The organism is Actinomadura geliboluensis (assembly GCF_043197915.1).
Taxonomy (GTDB): Bacteria; Actinomycetota; Actinomycetes; order Streptosporangiales; family Streptosporangiaceae; genus Spirillospora; species Spirillospora geliboluensis.
Window position 1 is genome coordinate 178,553 of sequence record NZ_JBICUA010000008.1, and the last position, 16,120, is coordinate 194,672.

The 16,120-nt window shown below is 73.7% G+C and carries 17 protein-coding genes; 7 read left to right on the forward strand and 10 right to left on the reverse strand.

Annotated features, from left to right (window positions below):
• The first annotated feature begins 20 nt into the window (after positions 1-20).
• Complete coding sequence (locus tag ACGFI1_RS25670; RefSeq protein ID WP_392788564.1) at positions 21-1,019, forward strand: NAD(P)-dependent oxidoreductase; 999 nt, start codon at positions 21-23, stop codon at positions 1,017-1,019.
• A 17-nt stretch (positions 1,020-1,036) separates the two neighbouring features.
• Here the strand turns inward: ACGFI1_RS25670 and ACGFI1_RS25675 are convergent, their stop codons facing one another.
• From ACGFI1_RS25675 to ACGFI1_RS25690, 4 genes are all read right to left on the reverse strand, one after another.
• On the reverse strand, positions 1,037-2,212 hold the full coding sequence (locus ACGFI1_RS25675; RefSeq protein WP_392788567.1) for a hypothetical protein: 1,176 nt from the start codon (positions 2,210-2,212) through the stop codon (positions 1,037-1,039).
• The gene (locus ACGFI1_RS25680; protein ID WP_392788569.1) at positions 2,209-2,733 is read right to left on the reverse strand and encodes a SigE family RNA polymerase sigma factor; all 525 of its coding nucleotides are present in this window, start codon (positions 2,731-2,733) and stop codon (positions 2,209-2,211) included. The genes ACGFI1_RS25675 and ACGFI1_RS25680 overlap by 4 nt, the downstream gene beginning before the upstream one ends.
• Before the next feature lie 91 nt (positions 2,734-2,824).
• Positions 2,825-3,136, reverse strand: coding sequence for a winged helix-turn-helix domain-containing protein (locus ACGFI1_RS25685; protein ID WP_392788572.1), 312 nt, complete (start codon positions 3,134-3,136; stop codon positions 2,825-2,827).
• The gene (locus tag ACGFI1_RS25690; protein WP_392788574.1) at positions 3,133-3,597 is read right to left on the reverse strand and encodes a hypothetical protein; all 465 of its coding nucleotides are present in this window, start codon (positions 3,595-3,597) and stop codon (positions 3,133-3,135) included. Before ACGFI1_RS25690 ends, ACGFI1_RS25685 begins: the two co-directional genes overlap by 4 nt.
• 381 nt (positions 3,598-3,978) lie before the next feature.
• Here ACGFI1_RS25690 and ACGFI1_RS25695 point away from each other — a divergent pair, with 381 nt between their 5' ends.
• Positions 3,979-5,187, forward strand: coding sequence for a helix-turn-helix domain-containing protein (locus tag ACGFI1_RS25695; RefSeq protein ID WP_386872034.1), 1,209 nt, complete (start codon positions 3,979-3,981; stop codon positions 5,185-5,187).
• A gap of 24 nt (positions 5,188-5,211) precedes the next feature.
• On the opposite strand, the gene ACGFI1_RS25700 is transcribed toward ACGFI1_RS25695, so the two are convergent.
• Complete coding sequence (locus tag ACGFI1_RS25700; RefSeq protein ID WP_138637300.1) at positions 5,212-5,436, reverse strand: hypothetical protein; 225 nt, start codon at positions 5,434-5,436, stop codon at positions 5,212-5,214.
• Positions 5,437-5,621: 185 nt separating this feature from the next.
• Between ACGFI1_RS25700 and ACGFI1_RS25705 the strand changes: the two genes are divergently transcribed.
• Complete coding sequence (locus tag ACGFI1_RS25705) at positions 5,622-6,344, forward strand: GntR family transcriptional regulator (protein ID WP_392788577.1); 723 nt, start codon at positions 5,622-5,624, stop codon at positions 6,342-6,344.
• A gap of 1 nt (position 6,345) precedes the next feature.
• Positions 6,346-6,894 carry an NUDIX domain-containing protein gene (locus ACGFI1_RS25710; RefSeq protein WP_392788582.1) on the forward strand — a complete coding sequence of 183 codons (549 nt, stop codon included), beginning with the start codon at positions 6,346-6,348 and terminating at the stop codon, positions 6,892-6,894.
• Here the strand turns inward: ACGFI1_RS25710 and ACGFI1_RS25715 are convergent.
• The 4 genes from ACGFI1_RS25715 to ACGFI1_RS25730 form a co-directional block, all read right to left on the reverse strand.
• Positions 6,872-8,758: a DUF4153 domain-containing protein gene (locus ACGFI1_RS25715; protein ID WP_392788585.1), complete on the reverse strand. Its 1,887-nt coding sequence runs from the start codon at positions 8,756-8,758 to the stop codon at positions 6,872-6,874. The two genes, ACGFI1_RS25710 and ACGFI1_RS25715, sit on opposite strands and share 23 nt — an antisense overlap.
• Positions 8,755-9,810 (reverse strand): HAMP domain-containing sensor histidine kinase, encoded by a 1,056-nt coding sequence (locus ACGFI1_RS25720; protein ID WP_392788587.1) that lies wholly within the window; start codon positions 9,808-9,810, stop codon positions 8,755-8,757. The genes ACGFI1_RS25715 and ACGFI1_RS25720 overlap by 4 nt, the downstream gene beginning before the upstream one ends.
• Complete coding sequence (locus tag ACGFI1_RS25725) at positions 9,807-10,493, reverse strand: response regulator transcription factor (RefSeq protein WP_138641382.1); 687 nt, start codon at positions 10,491-10,493, stop codon at positions 9,807-9,809. The genes ACGFI1_RS25720 and ACGFI1_RS25725 overlap by 4 nt, the downstream gene beginning before the upstream one ends.
• A gap of 64 nt (positions 10,494-10,557) precedes the next feature.
• Positions 10,558-12,039, reverse strand: a complete 1,482-nt coding sequence (locus ACGFI1_RS25730) for a glutamate--cysteine ligase (RefSeq protein WP_138641381.1) — start codon at positions 12,037-12,039, stop codon at positions 10,558-10,560.
• A gap of 131 nt (positions 12,040-12,170) precedes the next feature.
• Here ACGFI1_RS25730 and ACGFI1_RS25735 point away from each other — a divergent pair, with 131 nt between their 5' ends.
• On the forward strand, positions 12,171-13,568 hold the full coding sequence (locus ACGFI1_RS25735) for a sensor histidine kinase (protein ID WP_392788590.1): 1,398 nt from the start codon (positions 12,171-12,173) through the stop codon (positions 13,566-13,568).
• Between the two features lie 19 nt (positions 13,569-13,587).
• Here ACGFI1_RS25735 and ACGFI1_RS25740 read toward each other — a convergent pair whose 3' ends face one another.
• Entirely contained in the window at positions 13,588-14,136 is a 549-nt protein-coding gene (locus ACGFI1_RS25740; protein WP_301174481.1) for a YceI family protein, read from the reverse strand.
• A gap of 236 nt (positions 14,137-14,372) precedes the next feature.
• Here ACGFI1_RS25740 and ACGFI1_RS25745 point away from each other — a divergent pair, with 236 nt between their 5' ends.
• Entirely contained in the window at positions 14,373-15,167 is a 795-nt protein-coding gene (locus tag ACGFI1_RS25745; RefSeq protein WP_392788593.1) for a L,D-transpeptidase, read from the forward strand.
• A gap of 56 nt (positions 15,168-15,223) precedes the next feature.
• On the forward strand, positions 15,224-15,949 hold the full coding sequence (locus tag ACGFI1_RS25750; protein WP_392788594.1) for a hypothetical protein: 726 nt from the start codon (positions 15,224-15,226) through the stop codon (positions 15,947-15,949).
• The last annotated feature ends 171 nt before the right edge of the window (positions 15,950-16,120 follow it).

The following is a 16,120-nucleotide window of genomic DNA, read 5'->3' on the forward strand; positions in this document are numbered from 1 at the left end:
GCTTCACCTGGACCATTATCATGACCGCTGTCATAATCGGCAAGGTCGGCAGGTCCCGCGCGCGCTCCGCCGCCACCCCGGGCGGAGCGCCGCCCGGCCCGGAACCGGAGGCGAAGGTGGACGCGAACATCGGCTTCATCGGACTCGGCGTCATGGGACGCCCCATGGCGCTCAACCTCGCGCGCGCCGGAGTCCCCCTCACCGTCTGGAACCGCAGTGCCGCCGGGAGCGAGGCGCTGCGCGCGGCGGGCGCGGAGGTGGCGTCAGGCCCCGCCGAGGTGTGCCGGCGCGCGGACGTCGTCCTGCTCATGCTGGCCGACGGCCCCGCGATGGACGCCGTCCTGGGGCGCGGCACGCCCGGCTTCGCCGCCGCCGTCGCGGGACGCGTGATCGTCCACATGGGCACCACGTCACCGGGCTACTCCCGCGGCCTGGCGGCCGACGTCGCGGCGGCGGGCGGCCGGTACGTCGAGGCGCCGGTGTCCGGGTCGCGCGGGCCCGCCGAGACCGGCGACCTGGTCGCGCTGGTGGCGGGCGAGCCCGCCGACGTCGAGACGGTCCGCCCGCTGCTCACCCCGATGTGCCGGCAGGTGTTCGCGTGCGGGCCGGTGCCGGGGGCGCTGCTGATGAAGCTCGCCGTCAACCTGCACCTGATCACGATGGTCACCGGGCTGGCCGAGGCGTTCCACTTCGCCGACCGGTACGGGCTCGACCGGCGGCTGCTGCGGGACGTCCTCGACGCAGGCCCGATGGCCAGCACTGTCTCCCGCGCCAAGGCCCGCAAGCTCCTGGACGGCGACTTCAGCGTCCAGGCGTCCATCACCAACGTCCTGGACAACAACCGCCTCATCGCGGAGGCCGCCCGGCACGAGGGCATCGCCTCGCCCGTCCTGGACGCCTGCCATGCCCTCTACCGCGAGACCGAGGAGCAGGGGCACGGGCCGTCCGACATGGCCGCGGTCGTGCACGCGATCGCATCCCGGACGGCCGCCCTCGAACGCGCCCGCCTCACCCCGTAGGGCTCCGGCGGGCGGGATCAGCGGTGGGTGAAGACCGGGATCCAGGAGCCCGCCCGGTCGGAGCGCTGGTAGCCGGTGAGCGGGGTGATCTTCCCTTTCAGGTCGACCAGCAGGAGCCGGTTGCGGAACTCGTTCTTGCGGGTGCACTTCTTCACGTCGCAGCCGATGGCGAACAGGCGGTCGTCGTCCGCCCAGGCCAGGGCCTGCTGGACGGGGAGCACCGCCGCCTTCCGGCCGGTCTCCACGTTGGTGACGGTGACGGAGGGACCGGGACGCGGGCCGAACTCAGGCAGCAACTTCCCGTTCGGGGACAGGCCCGCCGCCTCCTGGTCGCCGGCCTCGTGCGCGGGCGCGGGGCGCCGCCCGCCGCCGGGGGCGTAGAAGACCTTGCTCGGGACCTGGGCGGTCGGCGCCCAGATCAGCGTCCCGTCCCGGCTCCAGCCGAGGTCCTGCCGGTAGTTCGGGTTGCCGGGCGCCGGCGGCAGCGGGTGGAACGGGCCGGCGCCGGCCGTTCCGTCGGCGATGTAGTAGCCGGTCCTCGGCGCCGTCTCTGGCGGCTGCCCCATCACGTCGGGGTTCGAGGCGTAGGACGTCAGGAGCAGCCGGCGGCCGTCGGGCGACCAGGCCGCCCCTCCCACGGGCCGGTCCACCGGGATCCAGTGCGTGACCTTCCGCGTCTTCATGTCGAGCACCCCGACCTTGCTCGCGGGCAGCGGGCCCTGCAGGACGGCCGCGCGCTGCATGCCGGGCGCGACGCTGAGGTACGTCCACCTCGTCCGCTCGTACTCGCCGGTCGACGGGTTGTAGAGGTGCCAGGTGCGGCGGACGGTGCCGGCGTCGCGGCTCATGCCGGCGTTGGTGGTGTAGTAGGCGGCCACGGCCGTGTGGCCCGCGGCGACGAGGCGGCGGGGGAACGCGCTGCCGAGGTCCGTCCGCAGCGAAGTGTCCGACGACAGGGACACCGGCTCGAACGCGACCTCCGGCCGGTCCGGGCCGCCGCCGGTGGCACCGCCCGCGACGAGCGCGACGGCGGTCGCCCCGGCGAGGAGCGCGCTCGTCCCGCCGAACAGGGCGACCTTGACGGTGCGGCGGCGGGCGCGGCGGCGCAGCGCGCGGTCGGCGAGCCCGGCGGGGACGCGCGCCTCGCCCGCCCACTCGTCGAGCGCGCTCTTGACGATCGTGTCCGGCTTCATCGGCGGGCCTCCTCCGGCTCCAGTGCGTTCAGTTCGGGGGCGAGTTCGCGCAGCCTGGCGAGCGAGCGGTGCGTGGTGCTGCGCACCGTGCCGACGCCGCAGCCGAGGATGCGCGCCACCTCCGCCTCGGGCAGGTCCTCGAAGAACCGCAGGACCAGTACCGCGCGCTGCTTGGGCGTGAGGCGGGCCAGGGCCGTCCGCACGGTCAGCTTCAGATCGACCGCCGACGCGGCGTCCGGCCCGGCCCGCCCGGCCTGGTCGGGGAGCACGCCGACCTGCGTCTCGCGCCGCCGCCGCGTCCGCCGCCAGTTGCTGACCTGCTGGCGGTACATCGTCCGCCGCACGTACGGCTCGGGGTTGTCGACGCTGCCCCAGCGCGCCGCGGTCTTGGCGAGCGCGGTCTGCAGGAGGTCCTCTGCCGCGTGCTGGTCGCCTCCCGCGAGCAGGTACGCCAGCCGCATCAGGGCCACCGACCTCGTCTCGACGAACTCGCGGAAACGCCGCTCCGCTGCGTCGTCCATCGTCACCTCCGGATTGCTGTCCCCCTTCAGACGCCTCCGGTCGCGCGCCGCTATGTCTCGGGCGGACCGCTTTCTCCGGCGGCCCGCGCGATCAGCGGTCGTCCTCGGCCGGAGTGCCGGCGAGGGGACGGCCGACGATCCGCTGGAGCGTGGCGACGTACTCGTCGAACGCGCGCCGGCCCTCGCGGGTGAGCTTGAACCAGGTGCGGGGGCGCTTGCCGACGTAGCCCTTGCGGATCTCGACGTAGCCGGCCTTCTCCAGCGCGCTCGCGTGCTTGGACACCACCGAGTCGCTCAGCCCGAGGCTGTCGCGGACGAAGCCGAACTCGGCCTCGGTCGCCGTCGCCAGCAGGGAGACCATCTGCAGCCGCGCGGGGGTGTGGATCACCGGGTCGAGGTTCATCGGGCGACCTTCCCGGCGAGCCGCGCGAACACCATGGTCTCCGCTCGGCGCAGGGTCGCCGCGCTGTAGGCGGCGGCGACGGCGCCCGCGACGGCCTTCTGCCAGCCGCCCGAGTCGGTGACCAGGCCGACGAGGGGCGGGACGACGCCCCAGACCACGAAGATCGAGGTGATCCACAGCGCCATCAGGGCACCGGCCTTCGGCGTCCAGGTGTGCGGCCGGAACCTGATGCGGGTGCGGGCGGACAGCGCGGCGACGAGGCCGAGGAGCCCGGCGACCGCGGCGGCGGTGAGGCCGACCTGGGCGGCCCCGTCCAGCTCGGCGCCGACCGCGGCGGCCGTGCCGAGACCGATGACGCCCGGGAGGTACCAGACCGGCAGCCGCTGGTCGGCGTAGGCGCGCTGCTGGGTCCGCTCGATCGCGGCGAGGGCCTCGGAGGCGTCGGTGAACTGGTCGCTCATGGGGGGCTCCTGCTTGCTCAAGAAGTACTTTCCGATGAAGAAAGTACTTTCTACTTTCCGATCCGTCAAGTACTTGCCGGGGCGCGGGTGACTGAGAGTGACGGAGGACGCCGGGGGTGACAGGTCTTCGGCGAGGGTTCTCGGACCTGTCGAATCTCGGTCATTCGGTCGGCCGAAGCTGGTCGAATGTCGACCTAGACTTTGCGCCCAGGCTCGCCACGGGTCATGATTTGCCCCACATAGGTCTCATAAGTAATTAATTACCCCCCGTGTACGGCGCGCAACGCTGGGGGACGAGGAGGGGGAGAACCTGTGGCGAACGACGGTTCGACCACTAATGGGCGCCCGTGGGCGGATCTGCCGAGGGAACTGGCAGATCACATGAGGCCGCACCTCGACGAGGTGGCGGACGACATGATCCTGGAGATCCAGACGCGCGTCAGGGAGTACGACCGCCCCGGGGACGGCTCCTACTCCGGCACCCTGCGCCTCGCCGTCGAGCGCGTGCTGCACTTCTTCGTCGACCGGGTGGGCGACCCGGCGCACGACCCCGCACCCGTGACCGACTTCTTCCGCGCCATCGGCCGCGGCGAGGCCGGCGAGGGCCGCAGCCTCGACGCCATGCAGACCGCGATGCGGGTCGGCGGCATGGTGGCCTGGCGCCGGATGACCGAGGGCGCCGAGGCGCTGAAGGTCTCCCCCCGCACGCTCGGCGCCGTCGGGGAGGTGCTGATGCAGTTCCAGGACGAGCTCGCGCACGCCGCCGCCGAGGGCTTCTCGCAGGCCAAGGCCGCCGTCGCGGGCGAGATGCAGCGCCGCCGCAAGCGGCTGCTCGACCTGCTGTTCGCCGACCCGCCGGCCGCGCAGGAGGCCATCGCCGACCTCGCCGCCGCCGCGCACTGGCCCGTCCCCCGGACGGTCGCGGCGGTCGCGCTCGGCCGGCACCACCAGGACGCCCGGCAGCCCGCGTTCCCGCCGGACGTCCTCGCCGACCTGACCCGCCGCACCCCCAGCCTGATCATCCCGGACCCGGACGGCCCCGGCCGCGCGAAGCTCGTCGACCGCGCCCTGTCCGGGACGCTCGCCGTCGTCGGGCCCACGGTCCCGCTGATGGAGGCGGCGCGGTCCATCCAGTGGGCGCGCAAGACGCTGTCGCTCGTCCAGCGCGGCGTCATCGAGGCGGACAGCGGCGTGATCCGCAGCGTGGAGCACATGTCCACGCTGATCCTGTTCCAGGACGAGGGTCTCATCACCTCGCTCGCCGACCTGCGCCTCGCGCCGCTGGCGCACCTGCGCCCGAGCCAGCAGGACCGGCTCGCCGAGACGCTGCTCGCCTGGCTCCAGTCGGGCCGCAACGCCAACGAGGTCGCGATGCGGCTGCACGTCCACCCGCAGACCGTCCGGTACCGGCTGCGCCAGTTGGAGGAGCTGTTCGGCGACCAGCTGCTCGACCCGGACCTGCGCTTCGACCTGGAGATCGTGCTGCGCGCCCGCGCGCTGCTCGCCGACAACGCGGGCGAGCGGATCATCACGCCGTCCCGCGAGGCGGTCGGCGACTCCGGCGAGGTGGTCAGCTTCCGCCGGAGCTGACCCCGGCCGGGCCCTCCGCCGCGGCTAGACGCGGCGGAGGGAGCGCAGCCGCTCGGCGGTCGCGACGCGCTCGGCGAGCCGGGTCTGCGCGTCGCACAGCAGCCACAGCTCGCCCTCGTCCGTCGCGTGGATCTCCTCCAGGCAGCCGTTGACGAGCTGGTAGTCCGACAGCCGGGTGACCCTCGTGGCGCGCAGCCCCTCGTCCGAGCGTTCGCTGCGCCATCCGGGCATGCACATGGTCACCGACATGGTCCGGGGCTCCCTCGGTCGGCCTATGGTAGGTCTACCATAGGACTACCAAGCACCGCCCACAACGCGTTCCGCAGAACCCCAAAAGGCCGCCGGGACGGGTGGGATCTGTACGGTGTGAGGTCAACGCACCGACCCGGAGCAGGATCTGATCTGGTATGCCGCGACCCCCCACGAAGGCACAGGTGATCTCGAACGCGCTCGCCGCCCGCATCGTCGAGGGCGAGCTCGACCCGGGGTCCTGGCTGCCGTCCGAGCGGCGGCTGGCGGACGAGTTCGGCGCCGACCGGTCCACCGTGCGGCGGGCGCTGCGGATCCTCGCCGAGGCGGGCCTGGTCCAGCTGCGGCACGGCGCGGGCGCGCAGGTCCGCACCGCGCCGCGGGTGCGGCGCGCGGCGGCCGACATCACCCGGCAGGTCGGCGAGTGGCGCGGCTTCCACGTGTCGGCGCAGACGGGCGGGCGCCGCCCGTTCACCCGCACGACCGTGTCGGAGATTTGCGCCTGCGAGCGGCTCGCGCCCCGGCTGGACGTCCCCGTCGGGACGCGTGTGCTGGAGCGGGCGCGCGTCCAGGGCGTGGAGGGGGAGCCGCCCGTCCAGACGGCGACGACCTGGGTGATCTGGCCCGTCGTCGAGCAGATCCCGGTGCTGCTGGAGGTCAACACCGGGCCCGGCGGCATCTACTCGCGGCTGGAGGAGGCCGGGCACCGCATCACCTTCGAGGAGACCGTGACGTGCCGGCTGCCCCGCGCGGACGAGCAGGAGACGCTCCGGATCGGCCCGGACCAGCCCGTCCTCACGCTGTGGCGGCGCGCCTACGACCAGGACGACCGCGTCGTCGAGGTCACCCACCGGGTGGTGGTCGGCGACCGCCACGAACTCGTCTACCGCTACGGGTCGGGAGCCTGACATGACCGAAGAGCCCGCAGTCCGCCAGGTCGCATCGCGGATCGTCTACGAGAACCCCTGGATGGTCGTCCGGGAGGACGAGGTCGAGCGCCTGGACGGCTCGCGCGGCATCTACGGCGTCGTCGACAAGCCCGACTTCGTGCTGGTCATCCCCGTCGAGGACGGCGGCTTCCACCTCGTCGAGGAGTACCGGTACCCGATCGGCAGGCGCACCTGGAGCTTCCCGCAGGGCTCGCTCCCCGGCCGGCGGGCCGCCGACCCGGAGGAGCTCGCCCGCCTCGAACTCGCCCAGGAGACGGGCCTGCGCGCCGGGACGCTGCGGCACCTCGGCCACCTGAACTGCTCGCACGGGACGAGCGGCCAGGGCTTCGACATCTTCGTCGCGTCCGACCTCGCGGCCGGGGAGGCCGACCGGGAGCCCGAAGAGCAGGACATGCGGCAGAAGTGGGTGTCCAGGGACGAGTTCAAGGCGCTCATCAGGGCGGGCCGCATCACCGACGACTCGACGCTCGCCGCCTACGCCCTGCTCACGATGGACGAGACGAGCTGAAGCAGTCCACCGAGCCGTCGGCCGGGCGCCGCTCCAGGATCTTCCTGGCCCGCGCCCGCGCGAGGTTGGCGCTCATCGCCGGCTCGTCCTGGTCCAGGTCGTAGGCGATCTCGCGCAGGGCGCACGTCCGGAGCGGCTCCGGCAGCCGGTCCAGCGCGGGCACCGCGTCGGCGGACAGGTCCCGCAGGTACGGGACGTCGATCTTGCCGGTCTCGGCGTGCCGGGCGACGTTGTGCTCGGCGATGAACCCGTCCGGGTTGAGCAGCGCGAGGGCGATCATCGCCGCCGCGCCGCTGCCCGCGACCGCGCGCGGCAGCCAGGGGACGCGCCCCCGCACCACCCCGGCGACGGCCACCAGCACCACGACGAGGCCGAGCCACAGCTCGAACGCGTGCACCCACAGCCGCAGCCGCGTCCAGCCGAACGTCTCCTCGTACAGGTAGAGGCGGCGCAGCGCGACCGCGACGACGACGAGCGTCAGCCCGCACAGCAGCCCGAGCAGCACCCGGACGGTCACGTCGTCGCCCCGGCCCCGGTCCGGGGCGTAGCGCTTCGCGACGGCGACGACCACGAGCACCAGCACGGTCACCACGACGAGCTGGAAGAACCCCTGCCGCGCGTACTCGGCGTAGGTGAGGCCGGTCGAGCGCAGCAGCTCGTCCTTGTCGTCGGCGAGGAACACCCCGGCCTGGATCGCGCAGAACAGCAGGAACAGCAGGTCGAGCGCCGCGATCGGCACCGCCCACGACCAGCGCCCGGCGGGCCTGCCGCGGCCGGGGGCCAGCATGCGCAGCGGCGGCGGCGCCTGCCCGAGGTAGGCCCCGGCGGACGCCAGCGCCATCGTCACGACGCCGGCGGCCCCGTAGACGACCACCGAGAACGGCGACACCTCGGGGACGAGGCCCGAGGCGAGGCTGCCGAACGCCGCGTCCGCCCCGACGAACAGCGCGCCGAACACCGCGATCAGCCCGCCCGCGATGAGGGACGTCCGGATGACCGGCCACGCCCTGCTCTTGTCGGACGTGACCGTCCCGTAAGCGCTCTCCGCGACCCAGGGCAGCATGGCGCCGCCCGCGGGCACGACCGCGAGCCCGCCGAGCAGGACCTCCGCCCACGACCGCCCGCCGGACGCCGCGTACGACCCGACGGCGACGGCGAGCAGCAGCGCGGGCACGACGACCCATTCCGCCTCCCGCAGCGCGACGGTCGAGGCCAGGCCGAGGGAGAGCAGCCCGAACACGATCGCCGTCCGGTTGACCCGCGGCCGCCGCTTCCCGGAGCCGGGCCGGACCATCCGTCCCGCCGACCACGCCGACGCCGCCGCCACGTACGCGACGGCCACGGCGGCGATGACGGCGCCGACGCCGAACAGCCCCTCCCGCAGCGGCGGCCCGACCGTGACGGCCCCGATCGCTCCGGCGATCAGCATGCCGGCCAGCAGCGACGGCGCCATCGGCCGCGCCGGCCGCTTCCACGCCTTCAGCGCCTTTTCGAGCTTGGTGGGCGCGTACACGAGCGGCGGCGCCGGATACCCCGGCCGCGCCCCGTACAACGGCTGCCCCGGCCGCCCCTGATACGGCGGATAGGGCACCGCGCCCGGAGGCGGCGCCGTCCCGGGCGGCACGAACCCGCCCGCCACCGGCGGCCGGGCGGCGCCCGCCGCCGCGGGTGCGCCCTCGCCACCCGCCGCGGGCGTCCGGCCCGGCTTCGCGTAGGGCGTCGCAGCCGGCTCGGCACCGGGTGCTCCGTCGGCACCGGGTGCTCCGTCGGCACCGGGCGGTCCGCCCGCGTCGGGGGTCGGCGTCTGGTCCGCGGCCTCGCCGGGGGCGGGAGGTTCGGGCGGGTCCTCGGGGGTCTGGGTCATGTGGGGTCTCCGGTCGTCGGGGGGATCAGGACGCGGATGCGGCAGCCGGTCGGGGTGTCCAGGACGGTGATGTCGCCGCCGTGCAGGTCCGTGGCCCAGTTCGCGATGGCGAGGCCGAGGCCGGTGCCGCCGCCGGGGGTGCCGGCGCGGGTGCCGGACGCGGTGCCGCGGGAGAAGCGTTCGAACACGCGGGCCCGCTCTTCGGGTGGAATGCCGGGTCCCTCATCGGCCACTTCGATGATCAATCCGCCCGGAAGGTTCGCGGGACGCGCGGTGACCGTGACGGGGCGGCCGTCCGGGCCGTGCCGGGCCGCGTTGTCGAGCAGGTTCGCGACGATCTGGTGGAGCCGGTCGCGGTCGGCGACGGCGTGCAGGTCGGTGGCGACGTCCGTCGCGAACACGGCCTCCGGGTGCCCGGCGCGGGCCTCGGCGATGACGCCGTCCACGAACTCGGCCACGTCGATGTCGGCGAGGTCGAGGACGGCCGCTCCCGCTTCGACGCGCGACAGGTCGAGGAGCTGGGTGACGAGCCGCCCGAGCCGCTCGGTCTGGTCGAGCGCGGTCTCGAGGACGTCGGGCGTCGCCGGGGTGACGCCGTCCGCGACGTTCTCCAGGACGGCCCGCAGCGCGCTGATCGGGGTCCGCAGCTCGTGCGAGACGTTCGCGACGAAGTCGCGGCGCTGCTGCTCCACCTCGGCGAGGTCCGCGGCCATCCGGTTGAACGCCTGCGCCAGCTCGCCGACCTCGTCCCGCGACGTGGCCCGCACCCGGCGGCTGTAGTCGCCGCGCGCCATCGCCCGAGCCGCCGCCGTCATCTCCCGGAGCGGCGCCGTCATCCCGTGCGCGAGGAGCTGTATCACGACGAGGGAGATCAGCACGCCGACCGGCATCGTCTGCCGCGCGCGGAACCCCATCGGGTACCCCCACAGGACGATCAGCACGGCGACGCACGCGGTCACGACGACCACGACGCCGAACTTCACCTTGATCGACCGGAGCGGGTCCAGCGGGCGGGGCAGCCGCGCCCACAGCCTGTGGACGATCGGGGTCACGGCGCCGGCTCCAGGCTGTAGCCGACGCCGTGCACCGTGCGGATCAGCTCCTGCCCCAGCTTGCGGCGCAGCGCCTTCACGTGGCTGTCGACGACGCGGGTCCCGGAGGCGTCCGCCCAGTCCCACACCTGCTCCAGCAGGACGGCGCGGGTCAGCACCGCCCCGCGGTTGCGCAGCAGGCAGGTGAGCAGGTCGAACTCGGTGGGGGTGAGGTGCACCTCGCGGCCGTCCCGGCGGACGCGGCGGGCGCGCTCGTCGATCTCCAGCGCCCCGACGCGCACGGCGCCGTCGGCGGGCTCCATGGCGGGCCGCTCGACGCGCCGCAGCACCGCCCGGATGCGCGCGACCAGCTCGCGCATGCTGAACGGCTTGGTCACGTAGTCGTCGGCGCCGACGCCGAGTCCCACGAGGAGGTCCGTCTCGTCGTCGCGCGCGGTCAGCATGAGCACCGGCACGGGGCGCTCGGCCTGGACGCGGCGGCACACCTCGAGGCCGTCGAATCCGGGCAGCATCACGTCCAGCACGATGAGGTGCGGCTCGTACGCGCGCGCCCGCTCGACCGCCGAGGGTCCGTCGCCGGCGGTCTCCACGCCGAAGCCCTCGGCGGCCAGCCGGTCCGCCACGGCGCGCGCGATCGTCGGCTCGTCCTCGACCACGAGGACGCGAGTCTCGTTACCCGTCACGGGACCAGACTCTAAGAGCCCGGTATGCGTGCGCAGGGCGTGGAATGTGGAGGTGCCGTGAAGATCAGGGCCCGGTGGGCCACAGGTGGACGGGGGTGTTGGCGCGCATGTGCTCGGTGTAGGAGCGGGTCATCATGCGGAGCGCGTCGTGGCGGGACGTGCCCGACGACTCCTCGATGGCGTTGACGGTGGCGATCTGCCAGGCGGCGCCGGTCTGCCCGGTGACGCAGCGCCGCTCGATGATGCCGAGGAGCCGGTCGCGGCGGGCGGGGTCGACGCCCCACCGGTCGAGGCCCTCGTGGGCGAGCGGCAGCAGCTTGCGGAGGACGAGTTCGGCGGCGGGCACCTCGCCCATGCCGGGCCAGTAGAGGGTCGAGTCGAGGCCGTCGCGGGCGGCGCGGTGCAGGTTCTCCTCGGCGGTGGCGAAGGACATCCGGGTCCAGACGGGGCGGTCGGCCTCGGCGAGCATCCGGACGACGCCGTAGTAGAAGGCGCCGTTGGCGACGACGTCGGCGACGGTCGGCCCGGCGGGCAGCACCCGGTTCTCGACGCGCAGGTGCGGGCGCCCTTTCACGACCGCGTAGATGGGGCGGTTCCAGCGGTAGATCGTGCCGTTGTGGAGGGTGAGCTCGCCGAGTTCGGGGATGCGGCCGTCGTCCAGCACCTCGCGGGGGTCCTCGTCGTCGCACAGCGGCAGCAGCGACGGGAAGTAGCGGGTGTTCTCCTCGAACAGGTCGAAGACGGACGTGATCCAGCGCTCGCCGAACCAGACCCGAGGGCGGACGCCCTGCGTCTTCAGCTCGTCGGGGCGGGTGTCGGTGGCCTGCTCGAACAGCGTGATCCGGGTCTCGTGCCAGAGCCGGTGCCCGAACAGGAACGGGGAGTTGGCGCCCATCGCGACCTGGGGGCCGGCGATGGCCTGGGCGGCGTTCCAGTACGCGCCGAACTGGTCGGGGCTGACCTGGAGGTGGAACTGGACGCTGGTGCAGGCGGCCTCGGGGATGATCGTGTCGGCGTGCATGCGCAGCGGTTCGCGCCCGTCGATCGCGATGCGCATCTCCTCGCCGCGGGCGGCGAAGATCTGGTCGTTGAGCATCTTGTAGCGGGCGTTGGCGGAGAGGGTCTCCTCACCGATGTCGGTGCGCCGCAGGGTCGGCAGGATGCCGATCATGAGGAGCCGGCCGCCGACCTCGGTGGCGCGGTCGTCGGCGTGCCGGAGGTGGTCGCGGACCTCGGCCTCCAGCTCGCCGGTGCTCTCCCCGCCGAGCTCGCGCGGCGGGATGTTGATCTCCAGGTTGAACTGGCCGAGCTCCGTCGCCCAGGCCGGGTCGGCGATCGCCTTGAGGACGTCCGCGTTGCGCATCAGCGGGTCGCCGAGCGCGTCGATCAGGTTGAGCTCGATCTCCAGCCCGATGTGCGGGCGTTCGAAGTCGAACTGGGATTCGCCCAGCATGCGGGCCAGCACGTCGAGGCACCTGCGCACCTTGTCGCGATACCGCCGCCGGTCCTCGCCGCTGATGGTGACCGAAGCCACGTCCCTGCCCATGTGTCCGTCCCTGTGCTTCGGAGGAACCGTCATAAAACGGGATGTCCCGGTAAGCGAAGGCGAAAACCCGGCATCCATGGTGGGACTCCCCGTCGGTGAGCGATGGATAACGTGTCTCCCCGGGAGGGACCATGCGCATGCGCCCCCGGTCCATCCGGGCCCGGGACACGCTCGCCGCCGCCGTCATCGCCGCGTTCGTGTTCGGCATCACGGCGGCCGGCGTCGACGTCGCCGTGCGCGTCGACGTCAAGGCCGATCTCCTCCGGCAGACCCAGGTGGACGCGCGCCGCGTCAGCGGCGGCGTCCGCGACGGCTCGCTGGAGGGCGCGATCCCCGACGACACCAGGGGGCGCCTCCTCATCCAGGTCGTCGAGCCCGGCGGGCGGGTGACGAACGCCACGCCCGGCGCGGCGCACCGCCCGCCGGTGAGCAGACTCTGGCCGTCGAGCAACCTGCGCGTCCGCGACTTCACCGTGTGCGACGGCGCCTGGCCGCGCCGGGACTGCTACGTCGTCGAGGCGATCCGGGTCAGCACCGCGCCGGACTCCGTCGTCGTGTACGCCGCGGAGCGGCTGCCGTCCTACCTGGTGAACGGGGTGCTGGAGGGGGTGCTCGGCGCCGCGGTCCTGCTGCTCGCCGGGGGCGTCGCGTGGGTCACCTGGCGGATCGTCGGCCGCACCCTCGGCCCGGTCGAGGCCATCCGCGCGCAGCTCGCCGAGATCGGCGCCACCGACCTCAGCCGGCGCGTCCCGCAGCCGCCCGGCGAGGACGAGATCGCCCAGCTCGCCCGCACCGCGAACGCGACGCTCGACCGGCTGGAGCGCGCGGTCGCGCGGCAGCGCCAGTTCGCCTCCGACGCCTCGCACGAGCTGCGCACGCCGATCGCCGGCCTCCGGGCGAACCTGGAGGACGCCGCGATGCACCCCGACGACACCGACCTGCGGGAGGTCGTCCGGTCGGCGCTGCGCGACACCGACCGGCTGGAGTCGATCGTCACCGACCTGCTGCTGCTCGCCCGCATCGGCACGAGCGGGACGGCGGTGCAGGAGCCGATCGACCTGGCCGTGCTCACCGGCGCGGAGCTGCGACGCCGCACGTTCCCGGTGCGGATCGCCGCGGAGCTGTCCGCGGGCGTCCCGGTGCGCGGGGTGCGGATGCAGCTCGTCCGGCTGCTCGGGAACCTGCTCGACAACGCCGAGCGGTTCGCCGGGTCGTCCATCACGGTGGAGGTGCGGCGGGAGGACGGGCTGGCGCTGCTCGCCGTCACCGACGACGGGCCGGGCATCCCGCCCGCCGACCGGGAGCGCGTCTTCCAGCGCTTCACCCGGCTCGACACCGCCCGCAGCCGGGACGCCGGCGGCACCGGCCTCGGCCTCGCGATCGCCCGCGAGATCGCGCGGGCGCACGGCGGGACGCTGCGGGTCGAGGACCACCGCGCCGCCGGGGCCCGGTTCGCGCTCCGGCTGCCGCTCGTCCCGCCGCAGGGACGCGAGAAGGGCCGCCCGAAACCGGACGGCCCTTCTCGCTGAAGCGGGGGTGCGGGGACGCTCAGGCGCGGACGGCCTGGATTTCCAGCTGGATGTCGACCTTGTCGCTGAGCAGGGCCTTCTCGCCCTTCAGCGGGACGTTGAACTCGATGCCCCAGTCCTTGCGGTTGATCGAGGTCTCGGCGGAGAACCCGGCGCGCGTCCCGCCCCACGGGTCCTCGGCGACGCCGTTGAACTCCACGGACAGGGTGACCGGGCGGGTGACGCCCTTGATGGTCAGGTCGCCGTCGAGGAAGTACTCGCCGCCCTCGGCCCGCACGCCCTTGGTCGCGAAGGTCATGGTCGGGAACTTCTCGACGTCGAGGACGTCGGAGGTGCGCACGTGCGCGTCCCGGTCGGGGTTGCGGGTGTCGAGCGAGCCGACCTGGATCTCGGCGGTCGCGGTCGACTCGCTGAGCTCCTCGGCGAGCTGCACCGAGCCGGTGAACTCGGTGAAGGTGCCGCGCACCTTGGTCATCAGGTGCCGGATCACGAAGGTGACCTCGGAGTGCCCGGGGTCGATGTTCCAGGTCCCGGCGGTCAGCTCGGGGGCGACGGCGGCGATGCTCATGGTGACTCCCGTAGAGGTAGTTGCTTGAAACTTCAACGACTCGTCGAAGGTTAGTTGAGGGTTCAAACACCTGTCAATCCCGGATTGTTCCACGCCCGCGCGGTGGCCCGCCGGGGAGGGGTGGTTCACCGCCTGCAACTCGGTCCACACAGCGTGCAACCTCCGGCGCGCCTCATGCGTAATCAGCGGGCACAGAGGCGAGCCGGAGTCCCTCCGGCGGGATCATTGGAGTCTTCGTGAGCGATGCACCACCGCGCGCCGCCCTGCCGGCGGCCGGGGTCGCGGTCCCCGCCGTCCTGCTGGCGGCGGCCCTGCTCGTCACCGGCTGCGGCGGCGGGAGCGAGCCCGGACCGGCGAAGGCCGCCCCGGCCAAGGGCGCGACCGCGCTGCCGCAGGCGACCACCTACACGACCCTCGACGACCTGCCGACGGACACCGCGGCCACCGCGGGCGACGGGACGGTGGTGCACCCCGAGGCCGCGACCCCGATCTCCGCCAAGCCCGGCGCGCCCGCCGTCGCCGAACTGCCGAGCACCCAGCTGAAGGGCCCCACCTGGGTGCCCGTCGTCGAGTCCCGGCCCGGCTGGCGGCGCGTGCTGCTGCCGAGCCGCCCCAACGGCGTGACCGGCTGGATCCCCGACACCGGACTGAAGGCCGCGCGCAGCGGACACGTCGTCAAGGTCGACCTCGGCGACCGCAGGATGGCCCTCTACGACGCGGGCCGCAAGGTCGGCGCCTGGACCGTGGCCGTCGGCGCGCCGAAGACGCCCACCCCCACCGGCCGGACGTTCATGCTCGCCTCCCTCGCCCCCGCGAAACCGACCTACAGCCCGCTGATCCTGCCGGTCGGCGCGCACTCCGACACGCTCGACACCTTCGGCGGAGGGCCCGGCACGGTCGCCTTCCACGGCTGGCCGTCCAAGGACGTCTTCGGCAAGGCCGTCACGCATGGCTGCGTCCGCGTCCCGGCGGACGCGCTGAAGCGGCTGGCCAAGGTGCCGCTCGGCACCCCCGTGCTCGTCACCGCCTGACCCAGACCTCCGGCCGCGTGGCCGGTCCCGTTGCACCCCCAACTTGAGGAGAAACCGTGCGTTTGCCGTCACTCACCAAGGCCGTCGCCGTCGCCGGCGCGCTGGCCCTGCCCTTCGGCCTGGCCCCGGCCGCGTCCGCCACCAGCGGCGGCACCGGCTCCGCCACCGCCGTCGCCGCGACCGGCCCGGTCGCGATCCCGGCGACCCCGACGGTCACGTCGTCCGCGCAGCAGCCGGCCCGCAAGAGCCTCGCCGAACTGCCCGCCAACCCCCTCGTGGAGGCGGGCCTGCTCAACGTCGCCGCCTGGTCCGGTCACGGCCGCGCGTCCGTCGCGGACCTGAAGGTGCCCCGCATCGGGCTCGCCGCGCACGCCGTGACGGCCAAGTGCGAGAACGGCAACGGCGTCTCGCACCTGACGAAGGCGACGCTCAACGGCCGGACGCTGAAGCTCGGCGCGACGCCCAACACCGCGATCAACGCCGACCTGAAGGGCCTCGGCACCGCCGCGATCACGCTGAACAAGCACGTCAAGGACAAGGACGGCAGCCTCACGATCACCGCGATCGAGGTGGTGGCGACGCTGGCCGGCAAGACGCAGACGCTCAGCATCGCGTCCGTCACCTGCGGCAAGGCCGGCAAGCCCGGGAAGCCCGGCGAGCCCGAGCAGCCCGGCAAGCCGAGCGGTCCGCCGCCCGAGACCCCGGCGCCCGCCCCGTCGGCGCCGTCCAGCCCGGCCCCGGTCCCGACCCCGGTGACCGGCGACCTCCCGGTGACCGGCTGACACACCCCCGAGAAGGGTGCCGGGCCATGCCGGCCCGGCACCCTCCTCATTAGCAAGTGCACACTTGTGGCCGAACATGAGACATATGTGCCTGTTTGTGCCGTATGTCGGAGTCCACATGTGGCCACTCCGCTCCGCCTCCACGGCCATCCCGGAACTCCCGGCCCCGCC